This window comes from Nocardioides bruguierae, assembly GCF_023656415.1.
Lineage (GTDB): Bacteria > Actinomycetota > Actinomycetes > Propionibacteriales > Nocardioidaceae > Nocardioides > Nocardioides bruguierae.
Genome location: NZ_JAMOIL010000030.1, coordinates 1 through 25,269 on the forward strand (window position 1 = coordinate 1; position 25,269 = coordinate 25,269).

A 25,269-nucleotide genomic window follows, 5' to 3' on the forward strand; every position below is an offset into this window, starting at 1 on the left:
AGCAGGAGTAGCCAGGCCCTCGCTCGTCCCCCGCATCACCGCAGGTCAGCGCGGCGAGCGCCGATCCGGAGCAGGCCAGACTCCGGATCTGGGGTGGCTGGCGCCCCCGGCCGGGACTGACGCGATCCCCGGAACGCCAGAAGCGACCCCAGGCGTCGTCTAGGGTGGCTGTACAGCTCGTGTGGTGAACGGACCCGAGACCGGTCACCGCACGGGCTGCTCGCATCCCCGGGCAGCACCCACACCTGAACAGCACCACCAGCGCACAGCCCCGCACGGCACCCCAGCCGGCGGGGCTTCGTCATGCCCACCCACCCCCAGGGAGGCCCGATGCCCACCTACACCCTCGCCGTCCTCCTGACCGCCTGGAGGTGGCTCGTCCGCTTCGCCGGCGCGAGCGCCCTGCTCACCGGGACGCTGATGATCGCCAACGGCAGCAGCGGCCTCGGCCTCGCCGTCTTCGGCGCCGCCGGGTTCCTCCCCTACTGGGCCTGGGGTTCCTGGAGCGTCCTCGGCGGCGCGCTCACCATCATCGGCCGCACCCGCATCATCGGGCTCTGGACCTGCACCGCCTGGTGGGCCATCTGGGGAACCATCCTCGTCATCGGCGCCGCCATGACCAACACCGTCTGGTACGTCGCCGGCGTCTACCTCCTCCCCACCGCAGTCCTCACCCTGCTCGTCATCACCGAGCACGAGCTGCGGAGAGGAGCACGCCGTGCGACCCGACCCGCATCTGCGTGACCCCCTGACCACCGGCCGCGTGCCCTACCTCGCCACCGCCACCCTCCTCGCGTTCGTCGCTCTCGCGAACCTCCTGGGCGCCGAGGTCTCCCGCGCCCTGACCCGCGAGGGCGGGCAGCCCCTCGACGTCGCCTGGTCGCTGTGCCTCATCCTCGGCTGGACCCTCGTCTTCGCCTCCTCGGTCATGCCCCCCGGCATGTCCGGGATGATCCTCGAGCGCGCCGGCCTGATCCTCGTGTCCGTCGGCGCCACCGTCTACGGCGTCGTCCTCATCGTCGGCGTCGGTGGCCTCGACGGGGCGCTCATGCTCGTCGCCCTCGACGCCGCGGCCGTCATCAGCTGCGTGCACCGCGCGTGGGAGCTCCACCGGCGGCTGCGGTGGGTCCGCCACGGGAGCCGCCCGTGAGCGCCGTCGCCTGGGGGTCCGTGGCCACCATCGCGGTCGCGATCATCGGCGTCATCGCCGGCATCGTGCAGCACGCGCTCCGCTCCAGCGACCGGCAGGCCGAGCGGGGCCTGGCCAACGCGACCGGCTGGGAGAAGCTCATCACCAGCCAGAGCACCTGGGTCGAGCGGCAGGACAAGGCCCTCGCCGAGCTCCAGGAAGCCCGCGAGATCGAACGCCGGCGCATCAACGAGCTCGACGCCAGCCTCCGCACCACGCAGGCCGAGGTCTCCCGTCTCCGGATGCTCGAGGCGCAGCTGGCCAAGGCCCTGTCGTACATCCGCGACCTCATCGCCTGGGGCCTGGCCGGCGGCGGCCCACACCCGCCCGAGCCGCCCGAGGGCCTCCACGTCACCCCGAACACCCAGCCCACCACCCACCGCCCCGAGGAGTAACCATGCTTGCTGCAGGAGAAGACCCGGACCTCGACCTCACCGACGAGGACTTCACCCTCGACCCCGCCGCCGCACTGCTGGCCACCATCGAGCTCGACACCGACCTGGGCGAGTTCACCGCCCCGCCCGAGCCCGCCGGCGGACAGGACGACGTCGTCGAGGGCCTCGGCGGCCCGGCCAGCACCGGCCCGGGCGACATCCCGTCCTACGTGCGGCCCCGCCGCGAGGCACTCGCCCTCGCCGTCTCCTACGCCCGCGACGGGCGCACGGTCACCCCGGGCTACTGCCTGCGCGAGAGCCGGCAGTACTTCAACGTCGCCGCGCTCTACGCCGCCGCGAAGCTCTCGCTCGCCGGCGCGCAGGAGCTCGGTGTCGCGCACCGCGTCGCGATCACCAGCGACGCCGTCGCGCGCATCCCCCGCGGCGCGATCGTCTACTGGACCGGGCCGCTGTCCCAGTACGGCCACATCGCCCCCTCGCTCGGTGACGGCATGGTCCTGTCCACCGACTGGCCCCGCGGCCGGTACGGCAAGGTCCGCGCCGACGTCCTCGCCGCCGCGTGGGGCTACACCGAGATGGCCTGGGCCCCGACCGTCAACGACGTCCGCGTCTGGCGCCCCAACGCCCAGAAGGCAGCCAGCACCCCGCTGATCAGCCGCGTCCTCACCGCCCTGGCCGACGACCGGCCCGCCAAGGCCCAGGCCCTGCTCGAGCGGCTCGCCGAGGACGGCGACGGCGACCGGCCCCGCGAGGCCAAGCGCGCCGCCCGCAAGCTGCTCCTCGCCTTCGACCTCAACGACGACATCGCCGACCTGCGGGCCGAGATCTCCGATCTCCAGACCCGCCGCAACGCCCTGCGCCGCAACGGCGGCCAGTCCCTCCGCAACCTCAAGGTGGCCTGACCATGAGCATCTCCGAGTACCTGACCAGCCTCGTGGCCAGCATCCGCCGCGAGCCCGCCCTCCTCCTGGACACCGTCGAGACCGGCCTGGTGCTGCTCGTCGCCCTCGGCGTCGCGCTGACCGACGACCAGACCGCCGCGATCACCGCCGTCATCGTGGCCGCCATCGCCCTGCTGAAGGGATGGGCGACGCGCCCCTTCGAGGTCTCCCTCATCGTCGACGGCGCCAGAGCCGTACTCGTCCTCGTGGCAGCGTTCGGGTTCGGCATCAGCGCCGAGACCATCGCGGTGGCCGTGACCTTCCTCGGCACGTTCACCACGCTCATCATGCGCGGCCAGATCAGCCCGGCCAACGGCTCCACCACGCCGACCCCCACCGTGGCCACCGACGCCGGCCACGCCCGGCCCGTCCCGGCCCTCCTGGTCGCCGCGGCCGTCCCCCTGTTCCTGCTGACCGCGTTCCTCCTGCTGCAGCCGCTGCTCGCCGTGCTGCTCACCTGACTCCGCAGCTCCCTCACCCTCCCGCTGCGGGACCGCGCCCCCTCCTGGCCACGAGCCGGGAGGGGGCGCTTCGTGCGTTCCGGACCAACCACAGCTGGGCCAGACCTACAGTCAGGGCGTGAGCGACAACGAGGCGAACGCGCCCGCCGGCTGGTACCCGCAGGGCGACGGCATCCGCTGGTGGGACGGGACCGCCTGGCAGGGCCCGGTGCACCCGAGGCAGGCGGCATCCGCGCAGCCGAACCCCGAGGCCGCGCTGCAGATGGCCGCCGCGAGGATCGTCCAGCGCGGCGGCCGGATCGAGAGCCAGTCGCCGAACCTCATCGTGGTGGTGACCGGCCGGCCGATCAGCCACGTCCTGCACCTGCTGCTGTCGCTGCTCACCTGTGGACTGTGGCTGCCCGTGTGGCTCGCGCTCGCGGTGATCTACGGGGAGCGCCGCACCATGCTCAGCATCGGCCGCGACGGGCGCGTCGTGAAGGCAGGCACGGTCCGCGTCAGGTGACCCTTGTGCATTCGGACTGACGGGGTACTGTTCACAGCCCACAAGTAAAGAAGCGGCCCCCGACGGTGCTACCAACACCAGACGAGGGCCTTGCCGAACCACCGACTACTCCTCGGAGGCCCGACCGTGATGAACGGTAGCCTGCCCGCGCTCGCGGGCAACCTCGACCCTGTCCAGTCGACGTACCTGTCGACCATCGCCTCGCCCGACAGCGACTCCAGCCGGTACACCTACCGCGCGTGGCTGGACCGCTTCCTCGCCTGGTGCGACGTCAACCAGCTCGACCCGCTCTCGCTCAAGCGGCTCCAGCTGGAGGTCTACATCCAGCACCTGCTGACCGACGGCCGCATCCGCGGCACCGGCGGCCTCAAGCCCTCCACCGTCAACACGGCGTTCACCCCGGTCCGCGTGTTCTACGAGATCGCCGTCGACGAGGAGCTGATCCTCCGCGACCCCACCCGCCGGCTCAAGCTCCCGAAGTACGAGTACACCAAGCGCCAGCTGGTTCCGACCCGGGACTTCATGCTGTTCCTCGAGGTCGCGAAGACGACCAGTCCGCGCCACTGGGCGTGCGCCGCGCTGCTCTCCGGGCTCGCCCTCCGCATCCACGAGGTGGCCGCGCTCCGAGTCGAGGACTACCTCCCGAACGTCGAGCAGGGCCAGCACGTCCTGGTCTACCGCCAGAAGGGCGGGAAGACCGCCCGCACCCCGGTCCCGCTCCCCACGCTCCAGGCGCTCGAGGCCGTCCGTGCCGGCCGGACCGAGGGACCGCTGATCCCGAAGCGCGACGGCGGGCAGCTGACCCGCACCGGCGCCGCCGGACTGGTCACCACCATCAACCGCCGCGCCATGGCGCAGGGCATGAAGAAGCCCATCAACCCGCACCTGGTCAGGGCCATGGCGATCACGGAGGCGTTCGAGATGGGCATGACCGGCCGCGATGTCCAGGCTTTCGCCCGGCACGCCGACCCGCGCACCACCAGACGCCACTACGACCTCGGCAACGGGAACCACTACAGGCACCCGGCGCACCAGATCGCCGGCCGCCTGGCCGTCTGAGAGCCGCCCGCGGCGGGCCCCGGAGGTGGCGCTCCCGGCCCGTCGCGCAGGGGGTCGAATCCGCCGCCGGACCGGGAGCAGGACCACGCTACCTCGCTGGCTCCGGCGTCCGGCCGGGTGGTGCGTTCTCGCAGGTCGCGGTGACCGATAACGTCAATTATACGAATTTATCCGGCCTGTCGGGGTGCCGGATGTCGGCCCTGTAGGGCACCATGGAGGCATGCGAATCAGCCCGTGATCCCGGCCCCGACGCCCGCCCCCTCGCCCCTCCCGGCAGGGCCGCCGTCGGCACCCACCACCACCTCGAGCACCACGTCGAGCAGCAGCGCACCGGCCGGCACGGCCGCGGTGACGCCCGGGCCCTCCCCCGCGGGCCCCGGCCGACGCCGCGGCGACGTCCTCGCCCGGGCGCTGCACAAGCTCGACGCCCTCCACCTGCACTCTCCGGCGCCGCCCTCGGGTGGACGTCGGGTGCTCGTCCTCGGCCACCACCTGGCCGCCGGCGCCGCGGAGAACGCGTGAGCGCCCCGGCCGCCGAGAACATCGGCACCGAGTGCTGCTGCGTCGAGGAGCTGCACCCCCGGTGGCTGCCCGCATGGGTCGCCGCCCGCGTCCCGGCCCGCCGCGCGCTCGCGAAGTGCTACCTGTGCGCGTTCGCGCGCCGCGGCCGGCCGGGCCGGGTCACGCTCGACCTGCTGGACCACATCGCGAACAAGCACAAGGCCGTGGCCTCGCCCGCGATCCGCAAGCGAGGCCGCCGTGGCTGACACGACGAGCTCGACGAGTGCGCTCTACCACGGCGGCATCCCCGGCCTGCGGATCGGCGACCTGATCGAGCCCGGCCACGCCCGCCGAACCCACCAGGGGTGCGAGTACTGCAAGGCCCGGGAGGCCGGGCAGGCCCACAACGGCATCGACGGGCCCTCAGGCCGGCCTGACCGGGTGTACGCCACCACCCACCGCCTGTACGCCAAGCACTACGCCTCCCTGTGGGGCCGAGGTGACCTGTACCGCGTCGAGCCTGTGGGAGAGACCGAGCAGTCCTCCGAGGACTCGTTCGAGACGATGATCGCCCCCGCCTTCCGTGTCGTGTCGGTCTACGAGCGGGCCGTGGCCCTCACGATGAGCGAGCGCCGGCGCCTGTACCGCGAGTGGGGTGACGCCGACGAGGCCATGGAGTGGTCGACGACGGGCGACACCGATACCTGGGCACGCGCACACACCAGGGCGACGGGCCACGACACGCAGGAGGGCCCCGACGACCCAGGGTCCTGCGCAGAATGCCCCGCCACCGCCCTGGCCGAGCTGGCGCGATCGGGGACCGAGCGTGGCTGAGCCGAATGCGGAGACTGAGCAGTTCGTCGAGGCCATCGCCTGGGGACGTGCACCGCGGTACCCCAGCCGGAACGTGAACTACCCCGTGGTCTGCGCCGACGGCTTCACGGTGTCAGTCCAGGCGTCGTCCTGGCACTACGCGAACGACTCCCACCCGTCCGGCCGGGCCGCCTACTGGCGTACCTGCACCGACGACGAGCAGGTCGTCTACCCGTTCACCACGTTCGAGGTCGGCTATCCCACCGACACCTTGCCCGACTCCTGGGAGGAGTACGGCGGCGGCGGCGTGTGGGCATGGGTCCCCCGGGAGAAGGTCGCCGAACTGCTCGCCCTGCACGGTGGAGCGGTCGCCTGGAACTCGCCGAGCGATGGGCCCGGATCGGAGGCCGACCGTGGCTGACGAGACACCGCCGGTCCGCCCGCTGACCGTTGCGCGCCTGCGCGAGGCCCTGGCAGACGTACCGGAGGCCACGGAGGTCTACATCGAGACGATCGTCGGCGGCGACCTCGTGCACGCCGACATCGCGCTCATGCAGGTCACCGTGGCGGGATACAGCGACGGCTACTTCGTGCGGCTCCTGCCCGACCCTGCCGACAACTTCGACACGCGGACGCTGATCGACCGGGGTCTGGCCGCCGAGGAGGAAGCCGAGGCGGACGAGCACGAGGACGAGCACGAGGACGAGGACCAGCAACGCCTCGTCGACACGCTCCAGGCCCGGATCGACGCCGTCGACGCGCTCGCGAAGGAGTGGGCCAGCCACACCAGCCACCTCCAGCCACCGCTCAGCCCGACCTACGCCGCCCAGCGGCTCCACGGCGCCCTACACGGCTACACCCCCGAGGAGGACACCCCATGAGGCTCACCTCGCCCACCATCACCTGCGACGCCATCGACCCCAGCGGCGCGTCCTGCAACGCCCTCGAGGTCGACGTCTACGCCTGCGGCGGCGACATCGTCCAGGGCTTCGCGATCGACGAGCAGCACCGCGCCCCGGGGTGGGGCACCTCGCCGGCCGGCGGCGACCTCTGCCCCCTCCACCACCTGCGACAGCTCGTCGGCCCGGTCGACGAGCTGCCCCACCCCGAGGAGGCCCACCGTGGCTGACCACGACCTGACGGCCATCGAGATCAAGCTGGCCACCGCCATCGACGTCACCGACACCTGGGGCGACACGCTCCAGATCACCGAGGTGACCTGGCAGGCATCCAGGTGCCGGCGCCCCGGCGAGGTGCGGATCGCAGTGACCGCGCGTGCCGAGAAAGCCGGCGACTTCCACACCTGGAGCAACGCCACGCGCCCCGGAAGGCCGCTGCTGCACCGGCCCACGACGCCCGGGTGGGTCCCCGACGCCCCGGGGTGGTTCTGGCTCGCCGTCGCCGCCATGAAGGCGCAGCCAGTCGCGATACAGACCACCGAGGAGATCCGATGATCAGCGTCTTCCACTACAACGGGAACCCCTTGCCGGTCGGCAACCCCGTCAGCATGAACGGCAGCCGCCAGTCCTACGCGCTCGGCTTCTACGACGGTGCCGACTACGGCGAACAGTACGCCGACGAGCCGGAGGAGGGCGTCCTCTTCCAGAGCCCGGAGGCGGCCGAGGCGTGGCTGGAGGCAGTCACCGCGGTCCTCACCCCCTACATCGAGACGGGCGACCGGAGCGCCCGTCGACCGGACCCCGATGGCTGGAGCGAGAAGTGAGCGCCGGGAAGCCTGCCGCGGCGTGCGACTGCCTTTGCCACAGCCCCAACGTGCTCGTCACCGCCGTCTACTCGCCCTGCTGCGCGAGTCCCGGGGCTGATCGGGAGCACAGCACTGCCACCAGCGGGGCACCCCTGTCGTCCACGTCAGAGCAGGAGGCGGGCCGATGACGCGGCGGCTCGCGGTGGCCTGCACTGGCGTCGCCCTGGGCGCCGCATGGATCGCTGCCCGTCGCACCGGGCCCCACGTGCTCGCGCACCCCGTCACTCAGGAGGCAAGGAGGCGGACGAAGCGCGCGGTGCACGTCCTCCGTGGACGCCCGCTGCTCGCTGACCTGCACATTGAGGACGGAACGATCTACATCGACCCGGGCGACCGAGCGCTCCTCGACGGCATAACCGTCATCGGGGGTCCGCCGCGGGTGGCGGTGGCTGACATCGAACAGATCATGGCGGACGCGGTCAGCAAGGCGGTGGCAGCCGCCTACTCTCCCACCGCCATCCACGTGGGCCCGCGGCCCAGCACCAACCGCGCAGTCCGTCCCGACGAGGCCGCGCCGTGATCTGGGACGACGGCCCCCTGATGCCGGCGCTGTGCCCGTGGCGCGAGACCCGGGCGTCCGCGGTGCACACCGGTGGACCGGACCGCGTCGTGGACGACGGCCGTCCGACCGGCTACGAGCCGCCGCCGTTCCTGGGCTTCGCCCCGACGCCCGACCCTGAGCCCGAGACCGAGCCGCTGACGTGGCCCGGCGACAACGCCTGAGACCGGAGATCATGATCATGACCAGCCGCCGAACCTGGGGCCTGTGCCGGCCCCGCGTCGGACGTCGCCGTCTGCTGAACCCGATCGAGCTCGCCCGGCTGGAGCACCGCGCGCTGGGCCCGGGCCTGGTCCACGAGACGGGCTGCTGGTCGTGCGCCCAGGAGAAGATCCTGCGCCTGGCCATCGAACTCGATCAAAGGGCGGCCCGATGAGCCTCGGAGGGTGGGTGCCGGACGGTGTCGGGCTGGACGAGCTGTCGCTCGAGGTCGCGGAGCGGAGCGCGTCGGAGGTGCACCTGCGGGTGCGGAACGGGGACCGGTACCCGCGGGCTGCGTGCGCGGTGGTGAACCCGGCGGCGGAGATGCGGACCCTGGGGCGGCTGTGGACCGGTGCGGTGGCTGAGGTGACGTGCGAGCCGTGCCTGGCCACCCAGCAGCCCGACCAGCACCACACCGAGACCCCTGGGGTGGGGTCGTGAGCGGCGTGTGGGCGCCGGCGCGGCGCGCGGTCGCTCTGCTGGTCGTCCGGCTCGCTGGTGGTGTCCCGTGACCCGCGTCCCGGACCTCCTGGTCGTCACCAACGCCGACGGCACCCGGTCGGGCCGCTGCGAGTGCGGTGTCCCGGTGGGCGTCGTCCCGGCCGGCGGGTCGTTGGACGTGCTGGCGCGCGAGCACGCGCAGCACCTGCTGACCGAGCCGTGCCTGGTCGCTTCCCCCGAGCGCGTCCGGGCGCCGCGGCGGCTCCCCGGCACCGGGAAGGCGTGCACCCGGTGCGGCGGGGAGATCATGTGGGCCCAGACTCGCGCAGACGAGCATGGCGCCGGGTCGTGGGTGCCGCTGGACCCGGTCGAGCACCCGTTGGGGCGGGTCGCGGTCATCCCGGTCGCCCGGGGCGTCATCCACGCGCGCAAGCTCGCCGCCGACGAGCAGCACGACCCGTCGGTGGAGCTGCAGGGCCGCTCGCACTTCACCACGTGCCCGGCCGATCCGAGGAACCAGTGACCGCCCCGGCCGGCCAGCGACGGGACCGGGCCGCCGGCGCCCGTGCGGGTGGCCGCGCCGGCGCGCGTGATGGTGGCCGTGCGCGGTCGTGGCGTCTCCTGGCGTGGAACAGCGACCGGCAACTGGTCCACGACACGGTCGAGCCCAGCGACTCGGCGCTGAACGCGACCCTGGCCGTCGTCGAGGCCCGCGCCGACGTGGCCACGTGGCGGGTGAACCCGGCATGATCCCCGCCCTGCCCCACACCCACGGCGCTGGCGCCGCGCCCGATGATCCGCTCGCCGTGGCGTGGCTGGAGCACATGGACCGCCAGGGCACCGCGGTGAACACGATCCGCGCCCGCGTCCGGGTCCTGCGGTCCCTGGCCGCCTCCACCGGTCGGCCGCTGGCCGACCTGACCCGGGAGGACTGCGAGGCGTGGTGGGACTCCCGCGCGCACCTCGCGCCCGCGACCCGCTCCAACGATCTCGCCTGCCTGCGGGCGTTCTTCAAGTGGGCCGCCCGGTGGGAACACCGCGCGGATGACCCCACGAACCGCCTCGACGCGCCGAAGGTCCCCCAGGGCCTCCCCCATCCCGTCTCCCGCGCCGACCTCCAGACCCTCCTGACCGAGCTCGACGGCGACCTGCGTCGCGCGGTGTGCCTGGGCGCCTACGCCGGGCTGCGGGTCGCGGAGGCCGCCGCGCTGCGGTGGGAGGCCATCGACACCGAGGCCCGCCGCATCACCGTGCTGGGCAAGGGGCAGAAGACGCGGGCGGTCGGCCTGTCGCCGCTGCTGCTGGACCAGCTGCTTCCCGCTACGGGCGGGAACGTGGTCACCGCCGGCGGGGACACCTACACCGCGGCGAACCTTCAGCGGAAGGTGAACCGCGCGATCCGCGCGGCCGGGGTCGAGGAGACGTTCCACGGGCTGCGGCACCGGTTCGGGACGCTGGCCTACGCCTCGACCGGTGACCTGCTGGGCGTGTCCCGGGCGATGGGGCACGCGTCGGTCACCACGACGGCGATCTACGCCGCCACGGGGGACGAGGTCCTGGACCGCATCGCCGTCGCTGTGGCTCGGTAACCATCAAGCGTCGTAGCGGAGGTCCTGACGAAATGTGCTCTGACCTGGGCATCTTCACAGGATCTGCACATCAAGGTATTTCAGTGAACGTTTGTGCTGGTCGATCTTGGAAGGGCCGGCACCCGGGCGGCGAAGACTCTGGCAGGAGTTCGCCCGGGTGACCGGTCAACAGGAACCGGTCAGGCGGCGTCGGCCGGGGACGTCGTCCCGGCCCGCTCCCCGCCGCCAGGGAGCAGCAGGAGGGCCGAGAGCATCTCGTCCTCGGTGACGGCCGTGTAGGCCGCCGTCGTCGACAGGCTGGAGTGCCGCATCAGCTGCTGCACCGCGCGGATGTTCGCCCCGGACCGCAGCAGCCTGGTCGCGAACGTGTGCCTGGTCCGGTGGATTCCGCCGTCGATCCCCATCGCCGAGAACAGCGTGGCGACCTTCGAGCTGATGAGCTTCGTCCTGACGTGCCCATCCTCGGGTCCGGGCCACCAGTACCCGTGCCTCGGGTGCCGCTGCGCGATCTCCCACAGGTCCGGGTGCACGGGCAGCTCGGCGCGCGACCCGCCCTTGCCCTCGACGTAGAGGCCGCCCTGAGAGACGTCCTCTCCGCGCAGCTTGGCGATCTCGCTGACCCGCAGCCCGGTCACGAGCCCCGTCACGACCCAGTCACGGGTCGGGCCGGTCACCGTGACCAGGATGCGACTGACCTCGTCCTCGGACAACGGCCTGGGCAGCGAACGCGGGTGCGTCGGCCGGCGTACGCCCTGCATCGGGTCGTGCGGAATGAACCCAGCGGTCGCCAGGTAGCTGCACAGGCAGACCAGGTGGTTGTAGTACGTGTACCGGGTCCAGGCGCTGATGTCGTCGCGACCGAGCACGGCCCGGACCGCGTCGACCGTGAAGCCCGTGAGGCCCCACTCCGACAGCCTGGTCTGCGCGAACTTCCGTCGCGCGTTCACGGTCTGCGCTGACGCTCCCCAGCTGCGCATCCACGTGACGTAGAACTCCAGCACCTTGGCTGGACCGATTCTCTGACTCATGCGGGACGTTCCCCCCTTTTGGACGCCAACGGTCGTCGGCTGTGGGGGTGATCTTTACGGTCAGTAAAGGCAGGCGGAACCTGCTTTCGAGAACTACAGGTGTGTAATTCGCGGCTCACGCCACGACCCGAGAGAGATACCCCGCAGTACCCCTGCCGCTACTCCCAGGTAGCCCCTACCGTCGCCACATGAGCACCTCCACGGACCGTCCCGAGGGTCGTCTGACCCACGCTGACCTGGGCACTCTCGCCTCCATGACCGCCGACGCGCAGGCCGCGTCGCGGGCACTGCACCTGCTGGACGCCGCCGCACGGCGCCCCGCCCCGTCCCTGGCCTACGACGACTACCCGCGCGAGGTCGCCAAGACCGGCGAGGTCCGCGTGGACGTGGCGGCGCAGCGCATCGCCAACGCGCTCGAGCTGCACCTGGACTGACGACCCGTCCCGCGGGCGGAGCCCGACCGCCGCGACACCGAGGGTCTCAGACGCGAGCACCCCCGCCGCCTCCGCGAGGAGGGGACGGGGGTTCTCGTGCGCGCGGCCCGCGAGGCGGGCCGGCTCACAGGCTCAGTGGAACGAGTCGCCGCAGGCGCAGGAGCCGGTGGCGTTCGGGTTGTCGATCGTGAAGCCCTGCTTCTCGATCGTGTCCACGAAGTCGATCATCGCGCCGTTGAGGTACGGCACGCTCATGCGGTCGACGACCACGGCCACGCCGTCGAAGTCGGTGACGACGTCACCGTCGAGGGTGCGCTCGTCGAAGAAGAGCTGGTAGCGCAGACCCGAGCAGCCACCCGGCTGGACGGAGATGCGCAGCTGCAGGTCGTCGCGGCCCTCCTGGTCGAGGAGGCTCTTCACCTTCCCGGCGGCGACGGACGACAGGTTGATGCTGTCGGCGCGGCGCTCCTCGGTGATCTCCACCTGCTCGGTCATGTGGCGGCTCCCAACGTCTCGGTCATGTGAGGCGGCTGCCTCGGTGGTCGGTGGTGCAACGTCTCCAAGGCTACGTCACGCCCGGCTATTCCCGTCAGCGTCGCCGGCCTCAGGACGACCAGGACCGCGCCACCCGCTCGGCGAGGTCGGCCAGCGAGCCCGCCGGGTCGGCGAAGGAGCGCTTCTCCCCCACCACGTCGACCATGCCGTAGGCCGACTCCACGCCCAGGGCCCGCATCTCGCGGGCCCCCACGTCGACCCGGCCGGCCAGCGCGACGCAAGGCCGCAGCGCGGCGGCGGCCACCTCGGCCACGCCTGCGGGCACCTTGCCCGTGCGGGAGGAGAAGTCGAAGGCGCCCTCGCCGGTCAGCACGAGGTCGGCGGCGGCGGCGCGCGCGGCCAGGCCCACCGCGTCCGCCACGAGCCCGATGCCGGGCTCGCGGCGGGCGCCGAGGGCCAGGAGCGCGAACCCGAGCCCGCCCGCGGCGCCGGCGCCCTTCTCCAGCGCGAGGCGCCGGTCGACGGCGACGGCCAGCTGCTCGAGCAGCGCGTCGAGCACGGGGAGCCGCTCCTCGGCGATGCCCTTCTGCGGCCCGAAGGTGCGGGTGGCCCCGAACAGGCCGGTGAGCGTGGCGTCGACGTCGCTGGCGGCGACCAGCTCGACCCCGTCCAGCAGGGCGCGGGCGGGAGCGAGGTCGACATGGGTCACGTCGACGAGGGGCAGGGGCCCCGCGTCCAGGCGGACGTCGGCGCTCGCACCGAGCGCGGAGAGCAGCCCCGCACCGCCGTCGTTGGTGCCGCTGCCGCCGAGGCCGACCACGATCCTGCGGGCGCCCGCCGCCACCGCCGCCCGCAGCAGGTGCCCGACCCCGGCGGTGCCGGCCGCTTCGGCGCCCTGGCGCCCGGTGAGGTGCAGGCCGCACGCCTGGGCGCTCTCGACGTACGCGGCGCCCTCGACCAGCAGCACGGTGGCCGGCGTGGGGGCGCCGTGCGGCCCGGGGACGGTGACGGCGAGCAGGTCGCCGCCCAGGGCCGCGTGCAGGACGTCGACGAAGCCGGGCCCGCCGTCGGAGAGCGGCGCCAGGTCGAGCACGTCCTCAGGCGCGCGGCGGCGCCAGCCGGTGGCGATCGCCTCGGCGGCCTCCACCGCGGTGAGGGTGCCGGCGAACTTGTCGGGTGCCACGAGGACGCGCATGGGCCCATGCTCCCCCACCGGGCACGGCGCGGACGCGGTGGCCGCGCCCGGCCCTACGGTGAGGCGGTGACCGTCTCGCCCGACCCCTCCTCGCCCGGCCCCTCCTCGCCGCCCGTCCTGATCCGCCCCATGGCGCCCTCCGACGTGCCGGTGGCCGAGCGCATCAGCGACGAGGCGTTCCTGGCCGCCGACCTGCTGACGGTGCCGCGCGGGGCCCCGGACCCCACACCGCGTCCCGCGGAGCGCTCCGAGCGCTGGATCGCCCGGACCCGCTCCTTCCTCGACACCGACCCGCAGGGCTGCGTCGTCGCCGAGACCCTCGAGGGGCCGGACGCCGGCGCGGTGATCGGCTTCGCGACCTCGATGGTCCGCGAGCGACTGTGGGTGCTGGCCACCTTCGCGGTGCTCCCGGGGGCGCAGGGGCTCGGCCTGGGGTCTCGGCTGCTCGCCGCCGCGGAGCAGTCCGGGCGGGCCGCCGGCTGCGACCGCGCGATGCTGTCGGCCTCCGACGACCCCCGCGCCCTGCGCCGGTACTGGGGCGCGGGGTTCCGGCTGCACGGGCAGCGGCTGCTCTCGGGCGTCCTCGACCGCTCGGCGCTGCCCGCGGTGACCGGCCTGCGTGAGGGCACCGAGGCCGACCGCGACCTCCTGGACACCCTCGACCGGGAGCGACGCGGTGCCGGGCACGGGCCCGACCACGTGGCGCTCGCTGCGCAGGGTGCCCTGGTCGTGGACGCGGCCGGCGACGGGTACGCGTACGCGGCGGCGTCCGGCCCCGCGCTGGTGGCGGCCAGGGACGAAGGGACGGCGCGCCGCCTGCTGTGGGAGTGCCTGGCCCGCACCGAGCCCGGCGCCGACGTGGAGGTCGGCCACGTCAGCGGCGCGAACGACTGGGCCGTCGACGTCGCGCTCACCGCCCGGCTCACCCTGCGGCACGACGGGTGGCTGGGCACCCGGGGCATGGACGCGCCCACGACGTACCTCCACCACGGCGCCCTGCTGTGAGTGGTCGCCAGCCGAGTCGGGGTGACGGCGTCAGGGAGACGACGCCTACCATCGACGCATGACGACCGTCGACCTCCCGCTGCTCCCGCTCGGCCGGGGCACCGACCCCGACACCGAGCGGGGCGTCGAGTGCCCGGGCGACCTCCCGCCGGCCTCCGACCCCTCCCTCGTCGAACGCGCCCGCGCCGCCAAGGAGAAGCTGGGCGAGCGCGTGTTCGTGCTCGGCCACCACTACCAGCGCGACGAGGTCATCCAGTTCGCCGACGTCACCGGCGACTCCTTCAAGCTCGCCAAGGACGCCGCCGCCCGCCCGGACGCGGAGTACATCGTGTTCTGCGGCGTGCACTTCATGGCCGAGTCCGCCGACATCCTCACCACCGACGCCCAGCAGGTCGTCCTCCCCGACCTCGCGGCCGGCTGCTCCATGGCCGACATGGCCGCGCTGAGCCAGGTCGAGGCCGCGTGGGACGCCCTGTCGGCGGCCGGCGTCGCCGAGCACGTCGTCCCGGTGACGTACATGAACTCCTCCGCCGACATCAAGGCGTTCTGCGGCCGCAACGGCGGCGTCGTGTGCACCTCCTCGAATGCGGAGACCGCCCTGCGGTGGGCCTTCGACCAGAAGGACGACGCCAAGGTCCTGTTCCTGCCCGACCAGCACCTCGGCCGCAACACCGCGGTGCTCCAGCTGGGCTACTCCCTCGACGAGTGCGTGGTGTGGAACCCGCACCGCCCGAACGGCGGGCTGACCCAGGAGCAGATCGACGGCGCCCGGATGATCCTGTGGCAGGGCCACTGCTCCGTCCACGGCCGGTTCTCCGAGGACGTCCTCGACGAGCTGCGCGCGAAGGACCCCGACCTCAAGGTCATCGTCCACCCCGAGTGCAAGCACGAGGTCGTGACCCGCGCCGACATGGTCGGCTCGACCGAGTTCATCATCAAGGTCATCGAGGACGCCGAGCCCGGCACCCACTGGGCGATCGGCACCGAGCTGAACCTGGTCAAGCGCCTGGCCGACTCCCGGCCGGACCTCAGCATCAGCTTCCTGGACCGCAACGTCTGCTACTGCTCCACGATGAACCGCATCGACCTGCCGCACCTCGTGTGGGCGCTGGAGTCGCTGGTCGACGGCGTCGTGGTCAACCGCATCGAGGTCGACGACAGGACCGAGGCCGAGGCCAAGGTCGCGCTGGACCGGATGCTGGCCCTGCCCGGCACCGGCGCCGTCCGCGGCTGACGCACCGTCCGACCCCGAGCAATCGGGCCCGGCCCCTCCTCGGAGGGGTCGGGCCCGCTTGCTTCCGGAGACCTGGTCAGACGGGCAACTCGACCCACACGGTGGTACCGCCACCGGGGGTCTCGGTGATGCCGATGCTGCCGCGGTGCGCGTCGACGATCCGCCGCACGGTCGCCAGCCCGATGCCGGACCCGGCGACGTCCTCGTGCGCCCGCGCGAGGGGCTCGAAGACCCGAGAGCGGTCCTCCTCGGGGACGCCGAGGCCGTGGTCGACGACCTCGATGCGCACCAGGTCGCCCAGGGACTCCGAGCGCACCTCGATGCGCGCCCGCTCCCCCGCGGCGTGGAACTTGGCCGAGTTGGCCAGGAGGTTCTGGAGCACGGCGCGCAGCTGGGAGCGGTCGCCGTGCACCACCGGCAGCACCTCCGCGTGCACGTCTGCGTCGGCCAGCGCCGAGGCGAGGTCGGCCAGCACCTCCTGGAGCACCGAGTCGAGGTCCACGGTGGTCCGTCGCAGGTCGCCGCCCAGGCGCGCGTAGGCGAGGAGGTCCTCGATGAGCACCTGCATGCGTCCGGCACCGTTCACGGCGCGTCCCATCACGAAGGTGAGCCCGGCGGCGGTCACGGGGTCGGCGACCTCCTCGCGGATCTGCTCGTCGACGAGGTCGAGGGACATCACGATGGCGCTGAGCGGGTTGCGCAGGTCGTGGGCCACCTGGCCCGCGAACGCGGTGAGCTGCTCGTTCGAGCGTTCCAGCTCCGCGCGGGCCTGCTCGAGCGCGGAGACCGAGCGCTGCAGCTCGCGGGAGCGCAGCTCCAGCTCGAGCACGTCGACGACCCGGTCGGCCAGGCGGACCAGCGAGTGCTCCTGCTCGTCGGTGAGGCTGCGTGCCACGGTGTCGAAGACGCAGAGCGTGCCGATCGTGACGCCCTCGGGCGTGCGCAGCTGGTGGGTCGCGTAGAAGCGGACGTCGCCGATCTCGCCGTTGACGAACGGGTTGTCGGCGAAGCGCGGGTCCTGGGAGGCGTCCGCGACGATGACGGGCTCGGGCTCGTGCAGGACGCCGGCGCACATCGAGTCCTCGCGGGAGCAGACCGCGGCGTCGAAGCCGGTCACGGCGATCTGGTGCTGCTCGGTGTCCGTGATCAGGTTGATGGTCGCGAGCGGGACGTCGGCCACCTGGGCGGCGATGTCGACCAGTGCCTGGAGGTCGGAGCGCGGCGGCTGGAGGAGCACGTGGTACCGCTCGATCACCGCAGCCCGGCGGGCGTCGTCCTCGAGGCTCCGGTCGGTCGGACCGGGCTCGTTCCTGCCTACGACGAGGTCACCGGCATGCTGCGAGGTGACGTCACGATCGGCGGTCACGGACACGTGTTCTCCTGCTCCTGCTGCGACGGCGAGGACGTCTCGCGCACGGTCGCGGCGACGTCGGGGACCACGGTACGGCCCCGACCGCCGGCGCGCGGCGCATCGGGGCAGATATCACCCCGGGGGGACCCGAGATCCGACCGATCGGAGGAGCGTGCGGGCAGGTCCCACGCTCGACCGGTCCGGTGGAGCACACCGGACCGGTCGTGCAGGCGTCCGTCAGCTCGGCGGGCCACCCGTGCCGCCGCCGCTGCCGGAGGGTGCCTGGCCGCCGGAGGGCGGGGAGAAGTCCCCGCCGCCGGCTCCCTGGCCGAAGCCGGTGGTGCTGCTCGTGTCGCTCTCGTCGGTCGTCGGCAGGGCCTCGTCCAGGTCCGCCAGGACGACGACGTCGCCGGCGTCGAGGCCGTCGGTGATCTCGACCCTGCGAGCCCCGACCACGCCGGTGGTCACCCGCTCGCTGGTCGCCTCGCCGTCGACCAGCACGGTCACGCTGCTCCCGCTCACCGCCGAGGCGGGCACGGTGACGACGTCGTCGGACTCGGCGAGCACGACCTCGGCCGAGGCCGCCAGGTCGGTGGCCAGCCCCAGGTTCCGTCCCTTCAACGTGAGCGTGACCGGGTAGGTGCCGTCCGTGGTCGGGTCGGTGGAGACCTGCGTGACGGTGGCCCGGTAGGACTTCTGCGAGCCCACGGGGGTGACCGTGGCGCTCAGCCCCGTGCTCAGCTGCTCGACGTCGTCGGTGTCGGCATCGACCGTCAGCGTCGTGACCGCGTCGGCGACGACGGTGATCACGGTGGTGCCCGACGAGACCGAGTCGCCCTTCGCGGTGTCGACCGCGACGACGGTGCCGGAGAACGGGGCCGTCACCGTGGCCTGGGCCAGCGCGGAGCGGGCGTCGATCAGGTCGACCCGCGCCTCGGCGATGCTCGCCACGTCCTGGGCGAGCGTGGCGGCCGACGCGGTGGTGGACGACGAGGAGCTGTCCGTGGTGTCCGTGCCGTCCGTGGCGCTCGAGTCGGACGTCCCGGTGTCGGTGGACCCCGTGTCGGTACCGCTCATGTCGGTACCGCTCGTGTCGGTGCCACCCATGTCGGTGCCGCCCGTGTCGGTGCCGCCCATGTCCGCGCCGCCGGTGTCGTCACCGGCCGCGCCGCTGCCGTCGTCCGGCGTGCCGGAGCCGGTGCTGCCCGAGCCGGTGCTGCCCGAGCCGGTGCTCCCGGACCCGGTGCTGCCCGAGTCGTCGGAGCCCGCGTCGTCGGAGGCCTCGTCGTCCAGCGCGTCGGCGGCGTCGGTGAGCGTGGTCACCGCGTCGGTGAGCGTGTCCGAGAGCGTCGTCAGCGCGGTCTGCAGCTCGTCCTGCGCGTCGGCCACGGCCGCCTGGGCGGTCGCGACGTCGGCCAGGGCGTCCGAGCAGGCGGCCGTCGCGTCGTCGGTGTCCGACGTGTCCCCGCTGCCGTCACCCGAACCCGTGTCGCCCGAACCCGTGTCGCCCGAGCCGGAGTCGTCGGCACCCGTGTCGCCGGAGATCGCGTCGGCGCACACGCTCTGCTGCGTGGCCAGCGCGTCGGTGGCGGTGGCGATCGCGTCGGTCGCGGTCTGCTGGGCGCTGATGACGGCGTCCTGCTCGTCGGCGAGCTCCGCGAGCGCGGCGTCCAGCTCGTCCTGGAGGTCGGAGAGGCTGTCGTCGTCCGTGGTCACCTTCGCCACGAGGACGACGCCGCCGGACGCGTCCTCGGAGCCCGGCGTGGTGCGGGCCGAGGACAGCGAGGCGGTGCCGGTGCTGCTGGTCGAGCTGCTCGAGCCGGACGCCGCCGTCACCGCACTGCTCACGGTCGACGCCTGGCCGCTCTTGTCCGAGGCCAGCTGCGCGCGGGCCTGGGCCAGCGCGGCCCGGGCCGTGCGCACCGCGTTGCGCAGGGTGCGTGTCTCGAGGGTGGCGAGCACCTGGCCGGCCTTCACCGTGTCCCCCACCCCGACGCTCACCGACGCGACGGTGCCGCTGGTGGCGAAGGAGAGGTCGGACCTGCCCGCGGGCTCGAGCGTGCCGGTCAGGTCCAGCGTCTGCGCGACCGTGCCGGTCTCCGCGGTGGCGGTCCGGTAGTGGCCGGAGGTGTCGGAGTCGGCGCCGTAGGCGGCCCAGGCTCCGCCCCCGAGCACCAGCGCCAGGGCGGTGCCGGCGACGGCCGCGCGGTGCAGGCGCGGCTGCAGCAGCCGCGGAAGACGTAGGCGGGTGGCCATCACATGCCCCGTCCGGTGGCGCACTCGCCGTCGACGGCCTCGGTGATCGCCACCGAGTCCGCGGTCACGGCCCCGGTGTCGTCGGACTCGCCCTGCGCGCTGACGCACACGCCGACCGCGACGTCGTCCGCGCTGCCGTCGACGGTGAGCGTGTAGGTGGTGTCGGAGGAGACGGTGACGGTCACCTCGCTGGTGCTGCCGTCCATCGAGGAGACCTCGAGGGTGAAGCCGGAGTCGGAGACCGCGGTGACCTCGCCGGTCGACCCGCCGCCCGTGCCGCCACCCATGCCGCCCCCGTCGGTGGGCATGTCGGTGGGCATCCCGGAGGCACCCTCGGACGGCATCTGCATGTCGGTGGGCATGTCGGTGGGCATGTCCGTGGGCGCGTCGCCGGAGCCGCCGGGGGCGCCGCCGCCACCGAAGCCGGCGGTGCAGTCGCCGTCGGTGGAGGTGACGGTCACCGAGGACGCCGCCACGGTGCTGGAGTCGTCGCCGGAGTCGTCCGAGTCGCCGGAGACCCGCACGCACTGCCCCTCGGCCAGGTCGGAGAGCGACCCGTCCTCGGTGGTCGTGAACGTGGTGGAGCCGGTCCAGGTGACCGCCGTCTGGCCGTCGCTGCCCTGCACCTGCATGGTCGTGCCGCTGACGGCGGCGACCAGGCCCGAGGTGCCCGGGGCGGAGCCTGCCCCGCCGGCCGGTGCGCCGCCGGCGTCCGCGCTCGCGGAGCTGCTCGCCGAGGCGTCGTCCGTGGCGGTGGCGTCGTCGGAGCCGCAGGCGGACAGGCCGAGGCCGAGGGCGGAGACGCAGGCCAGGGCGGCCAGGCCGCGCAGGCGGGTGCGGGTCGGGCGGGGGGTGGTGGTGCTGGTCATGGGGTCCTCTCCGATGACGGTGCTGCTGGAGGTGAGGGAGGTGGGGACAGGGGCGCCGGCGCGGACGCGGGAGGGGCGGCTCATCGGCGTCACTCGCTGCGCAGGGCGTCGATGGGCGTGAGCCGAGCCGCGCGGGTGGCGGGGTAGACGCCGAAGCCGACGCCGAGGGCCAGCGAGACGCCGAGGGCGCCCGCGGTGGCGGCGAGGGAGAGCGTCACGGGCTGGTCGATGATCGCCGGGAGCACCCAGGACCCGACCACGCCGATGGCGATGCCGAGCAGGCCGCCGGCCAGGCCGAGGATCGAGGCCTCGGCCAGGAACTGCTTGCCGATCGCGGACGGCGTGGCGCCCAGCGCCTTGCGCAGGCCGATCTCGCGGATCCGCTCCGTGACCGAGACGAGCATGATGTTCATGACGCCGATGCCGCCGACCAGCAGGGAGATCGCCGCGACCCCGGTGAGCAGCACCGACAGCGTCTCGTTGGTCGAGCTGGCGGTCTCCACCAGCGAGTCCTGCGTGGAGATCGAGTAGTCGGCGTCGTCGCCGGACTCGATGCCGTGCCGGGTCGTCAGCAGCGCGTCGATCTCCTGGTAGGCGGCGCTGAGCAGGTCGGCGCTCGCGGCCTCGACGTAGATGGTCGACACGGACGTCGAGGTGGAGCCGGTCAGCGCCAGCGCGGTGCTGACGGGCACGACGGCCACGTCGTCCTCGCTGGTGCCCGACGAGGACGAGCCGGAGGACTCCAGCACGCCGATGACGGTGAGCGTCCGGCCCCCGACGGTGACCTCCTCCCCCACCGGGCTGGTGCCGCTGAACAGCTCGCTGGCCGTGTCCGGACCGAGCACCACGACGTCGGCGCCGGAGTCGGCCTCGGCCTGGGTGAAGAAGCGCCCGGACGCCAGGGTGCGGGTGCGCACGTCGAGCCAGGACGTGGTGGTGCCGACGACCGAGGTCGTCCAGTTGGTCTCGCCGGCCACCAGCGAGGTGCTGGTGGAGGTGGTGGGAGCGACCGCGTCCGCGTCGGGCACGACGTCGGAGTCGGCGATGGCGTCCGCGTCCTCCAGCGTGAGGGTCGTCGCGGAGCCGAAGCCGCCGCGGCTGCCCGAGTCGTCCGTGCTGGAGCCCGGCGAGATGATGAGCAGGTTGGAGCCCAGGGCGCTGATCTGCTCCTGCACCTGGGCGCGGGCGCCCTGGCCGAAGCCCACGGTGAGGATCACCGAGGCGATGCCGATGACGATGCCCAGCATCGTCAGGATCGAGCGCATCCGGTGGGAGCGGACCGCCTCGAGGGCGGTGCGCAGGGTCTCGGCGGTGTTCACGCGGGCACCCCCACCGGGGTGTCGGCCACGATGAGGCCGTCGCGGATCACCAGGTTCCGCTCGGCGCGGGCGGCCACCTCGTCCTCGTGGGTGATGAGGACGATGGTGCGGCCCGAGCGGTGCAGGTCGTCGAGGAGGCCCAGGACGTCGGCGGTCGAGCGCGAGTCCAGGTTGCCGGTCGGCTCGTCGGCCAGGATCATCGCCGGCTCGGTGACCAGCGCGCGGGCCACGGCCACGCGCTGCTGCTGGCCGCCCGAGAGCTCGCCGGGCTTGTTCTCCACGCGCTCCCCCAGGCCGACCTTGGTCAGCGCGGCGATCGCCCGCTCCTTGCGCTCGGCCTTCGGCACGCCGGCGTAGACCAGCGGCAGCTCGACGTTGCGCCAGGCCGACTGGGAGGCCAGCAGGTGGAACTGCTGGAAGACGAAGCCGATCCGCTTGTTGCGGACCTCGGCCAGCTGCGTCTCGGTCATGCTGGCGACGTCGTCGCCGGCCAGCACGTAGGAGCCCTCGGTCGGGTTGTCGAGGCAGCCGAGGATGTTCATCAGCGTGGACTTGCCGGAGCCCGAGGGCCCGATGACGGCGACGTACTCGCCCTCGCGGACCACGGAGTCGACGCCGCGCAGGGCCTCGAACGTGATGGTGCCGGAGGTGTAGGTCTTGCGGATGCCGGAGAGCTCGATGATCGGCTCGCCCCCGGTGCTGCGGTGGCGCTGCTGCGCGGCCGGGCTCACCCCTGGCCCCCGGGCATCTGACCGCCACTCATGTCGGGCATGCCGCCGCCGCTCATGTCGGGCATCTGGCCCTGCTGGCCGGAGTCGTCGCCGCTGCCCGTGGGGGCGGTGAAGCCCTGCACGACCACCTCGTCGCCCTCGGAGAGGCCGTCGGTGATCTCGGTGCTGCGGCCGTAGGTCTCGCCCACGGTGACCTCGCGCTGCTCCTCGACACCGTCGACCAGCACGGTGACGTAGGTGGCGTCGCCCTCGGTGGTGAGGGCGGTGGAGTCCACGGTCAGCACGTCGGTGCGCTGGCTGACGATGATCTCCATCGTGGCCGAGGTGCCGGCGTAGACGTCGTCGCGGGTGCCGGTGACCTGCACGGTCACGGGGAACACCGCGGCGCCGGAGTCGTCGGTCTCGGCGACGAGGCCGATCTCGGAGACGGTGCCGTAGACGGTGTCGTCCACGCCGGAGACGGTGATCTCGACCTGGAGGCCGGTGGTCACCGAGTCCGCGTCGGTGGCGGCCACCGTGCCGTCGACCACGAAGCGACCGGTCGAGACCAGGTCGATCGTGCCCCCGGAGCTGCTCGAGGACGAGCTGCCCGAGGCATCGGTGCCGCCGCTGCTGCTGGAGGAGCCGACCACGTCGCCCTTGCTGATGCCGACGGAGGTGACGGTGCCGGAGATCGTGGCGCGCAGGACGGCCTCGGAGACCGCCGTGCGGGCGTCGGCCAGCGACGCCCGTGCGGTCACGACGGTGGCCCGGTCGCTGGCGAGCTGGATGTCGTCGGCGTCGGCGTCGACGTCCTCGGAGAGCTGGGCCTGGGCCGCGGTGAGCTGCGCCTGGGCGGCCTTGCGGGCCGCGACCAGGGAGTCGTCGTCCACGACCGCGAGGACCTGGCCCTTCTTCACGGTGTCACCGGCGTCCACGGTCACCTTGGTGACGGTGCCGGACACGGAGAAGGACAGGCTGCGGCTGCGGGCGGCCGCGACGGTGCCGTCGGAGCTCACCGTCTCCGAGATCGTCTGGGTGGAGACGGTGGCGGTGCTGGTGGTGGCTGCGGCCTCGGTGTCGCGGGTCAGCAGCCAGGCGCCGACACCTCCAGCGACGACCAGGAGCAGCACCACTCCGGCGGCGACCAGGATCTTGGGTCGTCGGGGCAGGCGTAGACGCAACGGTGTTCCTCTCGAGTCTGCTCACCCCGGGGGGTGGGGGAGCTCGTCGAGAAGGGTGGAGGGGCGGTCTGTGGCGGCTGTGGCACGTCCCTGTCGAGACGCTGTGGTGCCCGACAGTCGTGGGTGAGCCAGCTCTCAGACGCCGGGAGCGCCCCAGAGGGCCAGCCAGCGACCGGTGTCCTTCTCCACCGGCAGGTCGGCCGCGAGCATGTCGCGGGCCCGCAGCTCCAGGAGGTTGTCGCGCTGCTTGCCGGCGCCCGGCTGCGGGGCGAAGGGGTAGAAGGTGCCCTGCTTGTACAGGTAGACGAGACCGAAGCGGCGGCCCGAGGCGTCCGCGAAGGGGATCAGGGAGCACAGCAGGCCGGGCCCGAACCCGTGCGCCTCCAGCGTCGTGTTGACGGCGTGCAGGTCGGTGACGAGGCCGGTGAGGTCGTCCGGGTCGTCGTCGACGACGAGCCAGGTGAACCCGAACTCGTCGGTGCTCAGCCGGACGTCGGGGGCGTCGGCCGTGCCCGTCAGCAGGTCGAGGATCTCCTGCTGCACCTGCGCGAACGCCCCGCCGCCGGCGGCGCGGTAGCAGACCGCCCCGAGCCCGGTGGGGTGCAGCCCGGCCTCGGCGGCCAGCGTGATCGCCGAGGACGGCACCGCGAACAGCGCGTCGAGGTTGGCCTGCTTGGGCTTGGTGCGCCCGAGGATCGCGTCGAGGAAACCCATCCCGCTCCCCCCCGCTCAGGCCGTGGGCCGGCCGAGCTCGGCCTCGATCGTCGCCAGCTGCTCCAGCCGCTGCTCGAGCGTGGGGTGGGTCGAGGTCAGGGTGCGCAGCGAGACGCCGCGGATCGCGGGGGCGATGAAGAAGGCGTTCATCTTCTGGCTGGCACGCAGGTCGGTGTCCGGGATGGCGTTCATCGAGCCGGTGATCTTCTGCAGCGCCGAGGCCAGCGCCTGGGGCTTCATCGTGAGGTACGCGCCGGCGCGGTCGGCGGAGAGCTCGCGGTAGCGCGAGAGCAGCTTGAGCAGCAGGAAGCTCACCGCGTAGGTGATGAGGCTGACCACCAGCATCACCAGCCAGATGGGCAGGCCGTTGTTGTTGTCGCGGCGGTTGCCGCCGAAGATCGCGCCGTACTGCGCGCCCTGCGTGACCATCGAGGCGACGATGCCGGCCGAGCTGGCCACCGTCATCACCAGCACGTCGCGGTGGGCCACGTGCGAGAGCTCGTGGGCCAGCACGCCCTCGAGCTCCTCGGCGGTGAGGGTGCGCAGGATGCCGGTGGTCACGACCACGACGGCCCGCTCGGGCGAGCGGCCGGTGGCGAAGGCGTTCGGGACGGCCGTGTCGGCGATGCCGACCCGGGGCTTGGGCATGTCCGCCATGGCGCAGAGCCGGTCGATCATGCCGTGCAGCTCGGGGGCCTGCTGCGGGGAGACCTCGCGGGCGCCCATGGCCCGCATCGCCACGGTGTCGCTGCTCCACCACTGGTAGACCGCGATGCCGATGCCGATGAGGCCGACGATCACCGCGAAGCCGTAGCCGCCGTAGCTCCCGGCGATCGCCATGAGGATCGCGATGAAACCGACGAAGAGGGCGCCGAGCAGGAACATCACGGTCGTCATCCGGACCGTGAGGCCGGAGTCGCCGACGAAGCGGGTGCGTGCCATGGCTCCATCCTCCCCGATCGGCCAAGCAGCCCGCCTCGGGGATCGCCCTGGTCCGCGCCGCCCCCGGAGCGCCGGTGCTCAGCGACCTCCGCTGCGCCCGGAAGGGTGGCGACG

The 25,269-nt window shown here is 73.0% G+C and carries 36 protein-coding genes; 25 read left to right on the plus strand and 11 right to left on the minus strand.

What is annotated here, in order from left to right:
- The first annotated feature begins 330 nt into the window (after positions 1 to 330).
- The 22 genes from M8330_RS17945 to M8330_RS18050 all read left to right on the plus strand — a co-directional run bounded on the left by M8330_RS17945 (position 331) and on the right by M8330_RS18050 (position 10,419).
- Positions 331 to 744, plus strand: coding sequence for a hypothetical protein (locus M8330_RS17945; RefSeq protein WP_250828440.1), 414 nt, complete (start codon positions 331 to 333; stop codon positions 742 to 744).
- Positions 719 to 1,150 (plus strand): hypothetical protein, encoded by a 432-nt coding sequence (locus M8330_RS17950; RefSeq protein WP_250828441.1) that lies wholly within the window; start codon positions 719 to 721, stop codon positions 1,148 to 1,150. The genes M8330_RS17945 and M8330_RS17950 overlap by 26 nt, the downstream gene beginning before the upstream one ends.
- The gene (locus tag M8330_RS17955; protein WP_250828442.1) at positions 1,147 to 1,584 is read left to right on the plus strand and encodes a hypothetical protein; all 438 of its coding nucleotides are present in this window, start codon (positions 1,147 to 1,149) and stop codon (positions 1,582 to 1,584) included. Before M8330_RS17950 ends, M8330_RS17955 begins: the two co-directional genes overlap by 4 nt.
- Before the next feature lie 2 nt (positions 1,585 to 1,586).
- Positions 1,587 to 2,486, plus strand: coding sequence for a hypothetical protein (locus M8330_RS17960; RefSeq protein WP_250828443.1), 900 nt, complete (start codon positions 1,587 to 1,589; stop codon positions 2,484 to 2,486).
- A gap of 2 nt (positions 2,487 to 2,488) precedes the next feature.
- Positions 2,489 to 2,986 (plus strand): hypothetical protein, encoded by a 498-nt coding sequence (locus M8330_RS17965; RefSeq protein WP_250828444.1) that lies wholly within the window; start codon positions 2,489 to 2,491, stop codon positions 2,984 to 2,986.
- Positions 2,987 to 3,104: 118 nt separating this feature from the next.
- Positions 3,105 to 3,491: a DUF8108 domain-containing protein gene (locus M8330_RS17970; protein WP_250828445.1), complete on the plus strand. Its 387-nt coding sequence runs from the start codon at positions 3,105 to 3,107 to the stop codon at positions 3,489 to 3,491.
- A 129-nt stretch (positions 3,492 to 3,620) separates the two neighbouring features.
- Positions 3,621 to 4,550, plus strand: coding sequence for a tyrosine-type recombinase/integrase (locus M8330_RS17975; RefSeq protein ID WP_250828488.1), 930 nt, complete (start codon positions 3,621 to 3,623; stop codon positions 4,548 to 4,550).
- Positions 4,551 to 4,784: 234 nt separating this feature from the next.
- The gene (locus M8330_RS17980) at positions 4,785 to 5,072 is read left to right on the plus strand and encodes a hypothetical protein (protein WP_250828446.1); all 288 of its coding nucleotides are present in this window, start codon (positions 4,785 to 4,787) and stop codon (positions 5,070 to 5,072) included.
- The gene (locus tag M8330_RS17985) at positions 5,069 to 5,317 is read left to right on the plus strand and encodes a hypothetical protein (RefSeq protein WP_250828447.1); all 249 of its coding nucleotides are present in this window, start codon (positions 5,069 to 5,071) and stop codon (positions 5,315 to 5,317) included. Before M8330_RS17980 ends, M8330_RS17985 begins: the two co-directional genes overlap by 4 nt.
- A complete protein-coding gene (locus tag M8330_RS17990; RefSeq protein ID WP_250828448.1) occupies positions 5,310 to 5,885 on the plus strand; it encodes a hypothetical protein in 576 nt (191 codons plus the stop codon). The genes M8330_RS17985 and M8330_RS17990 overlap by 8 nt, the downstream gene beginning before the upstream one ends.
- A complete protein-coding gene (locus M8330_RS17995; RefSeq protein ID WP_250828449.1) occupies positions 5,878 to 6,285 on the plus strand; it encodes a hypothetical protein in 408 nt (135 codons plus the stop codon). The genes M8330_RS17990 and M8330_RS17995 overlap by 8 nt, the downstream gene beginning before the upstream one ends.
- Positions 6,278 to 6,745: a hypothetical protein gene (locus tag M8330_RS18000; RefSeq protein ID WP_250828450.1), complete on the plus strand. Its 468-nt coding sequence runs from the start codon at positions 6,278 to 6,280 to the stop codon at positions 6,743 to 6,745. The genes M8330_RS17995 and M8330_RS18000 overlap by 8 nt, the downstream gene beginning before the upstream one ends.
- On the plus strand, positions 6,742 to 6,993 hold the full coding sequence (locus tag M8330_RS18005; protein WP_250828451.1) for a hypothetical protein: 252 nt from the start codon (positions 6,742 to 6,744) through the stop codon (positions 6,991 to 6,993). Before M8330_RS18000 ends, M8330_RS18005 begins: the two co-directional genes overlap by 4 nt.
- Positions 6,986 to 7,318 carry a hypothetical protein gene (locus M8330_RS18010; RefSeq protein WP_250828452.1) on the plus strand — a complete coding sequence of 111 codons (333 nt, stop codon included), beginning with the start codon at positions 6,986 to 6,988 and terminating at the stop codon, positions 7,316 to 7,318. The genes M8330_RS18005 and M8330_RS18010 overlap by 8 nt, the downstream gene beginning before the upstream one ends.
- Positions 7,315 to 7,587, plus strand: a complete 273-nt coding sequence (locus M8330_RS18015; RefSeq protein WP_250828453.1) for a hypothetical protein — start codon at positions 7,315 to 7,317, stop codon at positions 7,585 to 7,587. The genes M8330_RS18010 and M8330_RS18015 overlap by 4 nt, the downstream gene beginning before the upstream one ends.
- Before the next feature lie 166 nt (positions 7,588 to 7,753).
- Positions 7,754 to 8,149, plus strand: coding sequence for a hypothetical protein (locus tag M8330_RS18020; protein ID WP_250828454.1), 396 nt, complete (start codon positions 7,754 to 7,756; stop codon positions 8,147 to 8,149).
- Positions 8,146 to 8,352 (plus strand): hypothetical protein, encoded by a 207-nt coding sequence (locus tag M8330_RS18025; protein ID WP_250828455.1) that lies wholly within the window; start codon positions 8,146 to 8,148, stop codon positions 8,350 to 8,352. Before M8330_RS18020 ends, M8330_RS18025 begins: the two co-directional genes overlap by 4 nt.
- Positions 8,353 to 8,369: 17 nt before the next feature.
- The gene (locus M8330_RS18030; protein WP_250828456.1) at positions 8,370 to 8,564 is read left to right on the plus strand and encodes a hypothetical protein; all 195 of its coding nucleotides are present in this window, start codon (positions 8,370 to 8,372) and stop codon (positions 8,562 to 8,564) included.
- Positions 8,561 to 8,830, plus strand: a complete 270-nt coding sequence (locus M8330_RS18035) for a hypothetical protein (RefSeq protein ID WP_250828457.1) — start codon at positions 8,561 to 8,563, stop codon at positions 8,828 to 8,830. Before M8330_RS18030 ends, M8330_RS18035 begins: the two co-directional genes overlap by 4 nt.
- 67 nt (positions 8,831 to 8,897) lie before the next feature.
- Entirely contained in the window at positions 8,898 to 9,353 is a 456-nt protein-coding gene (locus M8330_RS18040) for a hypothetical protein (RefSeq protein ID WP_250828458.1), read from the plus strand.
- Positions 9,350 to 9,580: a hypothetical protein gene (locus M8330_RS18045; protein ID WP_250828459.1), complete on the plus strand. Its 231-nt coding sequence runs from the start codon at positions 9,350 to 9,352 to the stop codon at positions 9,578 to 9,580. The genes M8330_RS18040 and M8330_RS18045 overlap by 4 nt, the downstream gene beginning before the upstream one ends.
- Positions 9,577 to 10,419, plus strand: a complete 843-nt coding sequence (locus M8330_RS18050; protein WP_250828460.1) for a tyrosine-type recombinase/integrase — start codon at positions 9,577 to 9,579, stop codon at positions 10,417 to 10,419. The genes M8330_RS18045 and M8330_RS18050 overlap by 4 nt, the downstream gene beginning before the upstream one ends.
- Before the next feature lie 179 nt (positions 10,420 to 10,598).
- Here M8330_RS18050 and M8330_RS18055 read toward each other — a convergent pair whose 3' ends face one another.
- A complete protein-coding gene (locus M8330_RS18055; RefSeq protein ID WP_250828461.1) occupies positions 10,599 to 11,447 on the minus strand; it encodes a tyrosine-type recombinase/integrase in 849 nt (282 codons plus the stop codon).
- A 188-nt stretch (positions 11,448 to 11,635) separates the two neighbouring features.
- On the opposite strand from M8330_RS18055, the gene M8330_RS18060 reads away from it, so the two are divergent.
- A complete protein-coding gene (locus M8330_RS18060) occupies positions 11,636 to 11,881 on the plus strand; it encodes a hypothetical protein (protein ID WP_250056470.1) in 246 nt (81 codons plus the stop codon).
- Between the two features lie 132 nt (positions 11,882 to 12,013).
- Here M8330_RS18060 and erpA read toward each other — a convergent pair whose 3' ends face one another.
- Positions 12,014 to 12,376 (minus strand): iron-sulfur cluster insertion protein ErpA, encoded by a 363-nt coding sequence (gene erpA / locus M8330_RS18065; RefSeq protein WP_250056471.1) that lies wholly within the window; start codon positions 12,374 to 12,376, stop codon positions 12,014 to 12,016.
- A gap of 109 nt (positions 12,377 to 12,485) precedes the next feature.
- Positions 12,486 to 13,571, minus strand: a complete 1,086-nt coding sequence (locus M8330_RS18070; protein WP_250828462.1) for a glycerate kinase family protein — start codon at positions 13,569 to 13,571, stop codon at positions 12,486 to 12,488.
- A 66-nt stretch (positions 13,572 to 13,637) separates the two neighbouring features.
- Between M8330_RS18070 and M8330_RS18075 the strand changes: the two genes are divergently transcribed.
- The gene (locus M8330_RS18075; RefSeq protein ID WP_250828463.1) at positions 13,638 to 14,576 is read left to right on the plus strand and encodes a GNAT family N-acetyltransferase; all 939 of its coding nucleotides are present in this window, start codon (positions 13,638 to 13,640) and stop codon (positions 14,574 to 14,576) included.
- Positions 14,577 to 14,634: 58 nt separating this feature from the next.
- Complete coding sequence (gene nadA, locus M8330_RS18080; protein WP_250828464.1) at positions 14,635 to 15,810, plus strand: quinolinate synthase NadA; 1,176 nt, start codon at positions 14,635 to 14,637, stop codon at positions 15,808 to 15,810.
- Between the two features lie 76 nt (positions 15,811 to 15,886).
- On the opposite strand, the gene M8330_RS18085 is transcribed toward nadA, so the two are convergent.
- The 8 genes from M8330_RS18085 to htpX all read right to left on the minus strand — a co-directional run bounded on the left by M8330_RS18085 (position 15,887) and on the right by htpX (position 25,155).
- Complete coding sequence (locus M8330_RS18085) at positions 15,887 to 17,176, minus strand: sensor histidine kinase (RefSeq protein WP_250828465.1); 1,290 nt, start codon at positions 17,174 to 17,176, stop codon at positions 15,887 to 15,889.
- Positions 17,177 to 17,398: 222 nt separating this feature from the next.
- Positions 17,399 to 19,417, minus strand: a complete 2,019-nt coding sequence (locus M8330_RS18090; RefSeq protein WP_250828466.1) for an efflux RND transporter periplasmic adaptor subunit — start codon at positions 19,415 to 19,417, stop codon at positions 17,399 to 17,401.
- Positions 19,417 to 20,370: a DUF5666 domain-containing protein gene (locus M8330_RS18095; RefSeq protein WP_250828467.1), complete on the minus strand. Its 954-nt coding sequence runs from the start codon at positions 20,368 to 20,370 to the stop codon at positions 19,417 to 19,419. Before M8330_RS18095 ends, M8330_RS18090 begins: the two co-directional genes overlap by 1 nt.
- A 5-nt stretch (positions 20,371 to 20,375) precedes the next feature.
- Positions 20,376 to 21,605 (minus strand): ABC transporter permease, encoded by a 1,230-nt coding sequence (locus tag M8330_RS18100; protein ID WP_250828468.1) that lies wholly within the window; start codon positions 21,603 to 21,605, stop codon positions 20,376 to 20,378.
- Positions 21,602 to 22,336, minus strand: coding sequence for an ABC transporter ATP-binding protein (locus M8330_RS18105; protein ID WP_308196046.1), 735 nt, complete (start codon positions 22,334 to 22,336; stop codon positions 21,602 to 21,604). Before M8330_RS18105 ends, M8330_RS18100 begins: the two co-directional genes overlap by 4 nt.
- Positions 22,333 to 23,499 (minus strand): efflux RND transporter periplasmic adaptor subunit, encoded by a 1,167-nt coding sequence (locus M8330_RS18110; protein ID WP_250056487.1) that lies wholly within the window; start codon positions 23,497 to 23,499, stop codon positions 22,333 to 22,335. The genes M8330_RS18105 and M8330_RS18110 overlap by 4 nt, the downstream gene beginning before the upstream one ends.
- 135 nt (positions 23,500 to 23,634) lie before the next feature.
- Positions 23,635 to 24,213, minus strand: a complete 579-nt coding sequence (gene pspAB, locus M8330_RS18115; protein WP_250056489.1) for a PspA-associated protein PspAB — start codon at positions 24,211 to 24,213, stop codon at positions 23,635 to 23,637.
- A gap of 15 nt (positions 24,214 to 24,228) precedes the next feature.
- Positions 24,229 to 25,155, minus strand: a complete 927-nt coding sequence (htpX, locus tag M8330_RS18120) for a zinc metalloprotease HtpX (RefSeq protein ID WP_250828469.1) — start codon at positions 25,153 to 25,155, stop codon at positions 24,229 to 24,231.
- Positions 25,156 to 25,269 lie beyond the last annotated feature (114 nt).

What these genes read in the sequence shown, in the direction of transcription:
- nadA (WP_250828464.1), top strand. Translation starts at nt 14,635, where the DNA reads ATGACGACCGTCGACCTCCCGCTGCTCCCGCTCGGCCGGGGCACCGAC.
- M8330_RS17960 (WP_250828443.1), top strand. Translation starts at nt 1,587, where the DNA reads ATGCTTGCTGCAGGAGAAGACCCGGACCTCGACCTCACCGACGAGGAC.
- htpX (WP_250828469.1), bottom strand. Translation starts at nt 25,155, where the DNA reads ATGGCACGCACCCGCTTCGTCGGCGACTCCGGCCTCACGGTCCGGATG.
- erpA (WP_250056471.1), bottom strand. Translation starts at nt 12,376, where the DNA reads ATGACCGAGCAGGTGGAGATCACCGAGGAGCGCCGCGCCGACAGCATC.
- pspAB (WP_250056489.1), bottom strand. Translation starts at nt 24,213, where the DNA reads ATGGGTTTCCTCGACGCGATCCTCGGGCGCACCAAGCCCAAGCAGGCC.
- M8330_RS17975 (WP_250828488.1), top strand. Translation starts at nt 3,621, where the DNA reads ATGAACGGTAGCCTGCCCGCGCTCGCGGGCAACCTCGACCCTGTCCAG.
- M8330_RS18020 (WP_250828454.1), top strand. Translation starts at nt 7,754, where the DNA reads ATGACGCGGCGGCTCGCGGTGGCCTGCACTGGCGTCGCCCTGGGCGCC.
- M8330_RS18005 (WP_250828451.1), top strand. Translation starts at nt 6,742, where the DNA reads ATGAGGCTCACCTCGCCCACCATCACCTGCGACGCCATCGACCCCAGC.
- M8330_RS18055 (WP_250828461.1), bottom strand. Translation starts at nt 11,447, where the DNA reads ATGAGTCAGAGAATCGGTCCAGCCAAGGTGCTGGAGTTCTACGTCACG.
- M8330_RS17965 (WP_250828444.1), top strand. Translation starts at nt 2,489, where the DNA reads ATGAGCATCTCCGAGTACCTGACCAGCCTCGTGGCCAGCATCCGCCGC.
- M8330_RS18095 (WP_250828467.1), bottom strand. Translation starts at nt 20,370, where the DNA reads ATGAGCCGCCCCTCCCGCGTCCGCGCCGGCGCCCCTGTCCCCACCTCC.
- M8330_RS18050 (WP_250828460.1), top strand. Translation starts at nt 9,577, where the DNA reads ATGATCCCCGCCCTGCCCCACACCCACGGCGCTGGCGCCGCGCCCGAT.
- M8330_RS18030 (WP_250828456.1), top strand. Translation starts at nt 8,370, where the DNA reads ATGACCAGCCGCCGAACCTGGGGCCTGTGCCGGCCCCGCGTCGGACGT.
- M8330_RS18070 (WP_250828462.1), bottom strand. Translation starts at nt 13,571, where the DNA reads ATGCGCGTCCTCGTGGCACCCGACAAGTTCGCCGGCACCCTCACCGCG.
- M8330_RS18060 (WP_250056470.1), top strand. Translation starts at nt 11,636, where the DNA reads ATGAGCACCTCCACGGACCGTCCCGAGGGTCGTCTGACCCACGCTGAC.
- M8330_RS18090 (WP_250828466.1), bottom strand. Translation starts at nt 19,417, where the DNA reads ATGGCCACCCGCCTACGTCTTCCGCGGCTGCTGCAGCCGCGCCTGCAC.
- M8330_RS17945 (WP_250828440.1), top strand. Translation starts at nt 331, where the DNA reads ATGCCCACCTACACCCTCGCCGTCCTCCTGACCGCCTGGAGGTGGCTC.
- M8330_RS18015 (WP_250828453.1), top strand. Translation starts at nt 7,315, where the DNA reads ATGATCAGCGTCTTCCACTACAACGGGAACCCCTTGCCGGTCGGCAAC.
- M8330_RS18035 (WP_250828457.1), top strand. Translation starts at nt 8,561, where the DNA reads ATGAGCCTCGGAGGGTGGGTGCCGGACGGTGTCGGGCTGGACGAGCTG.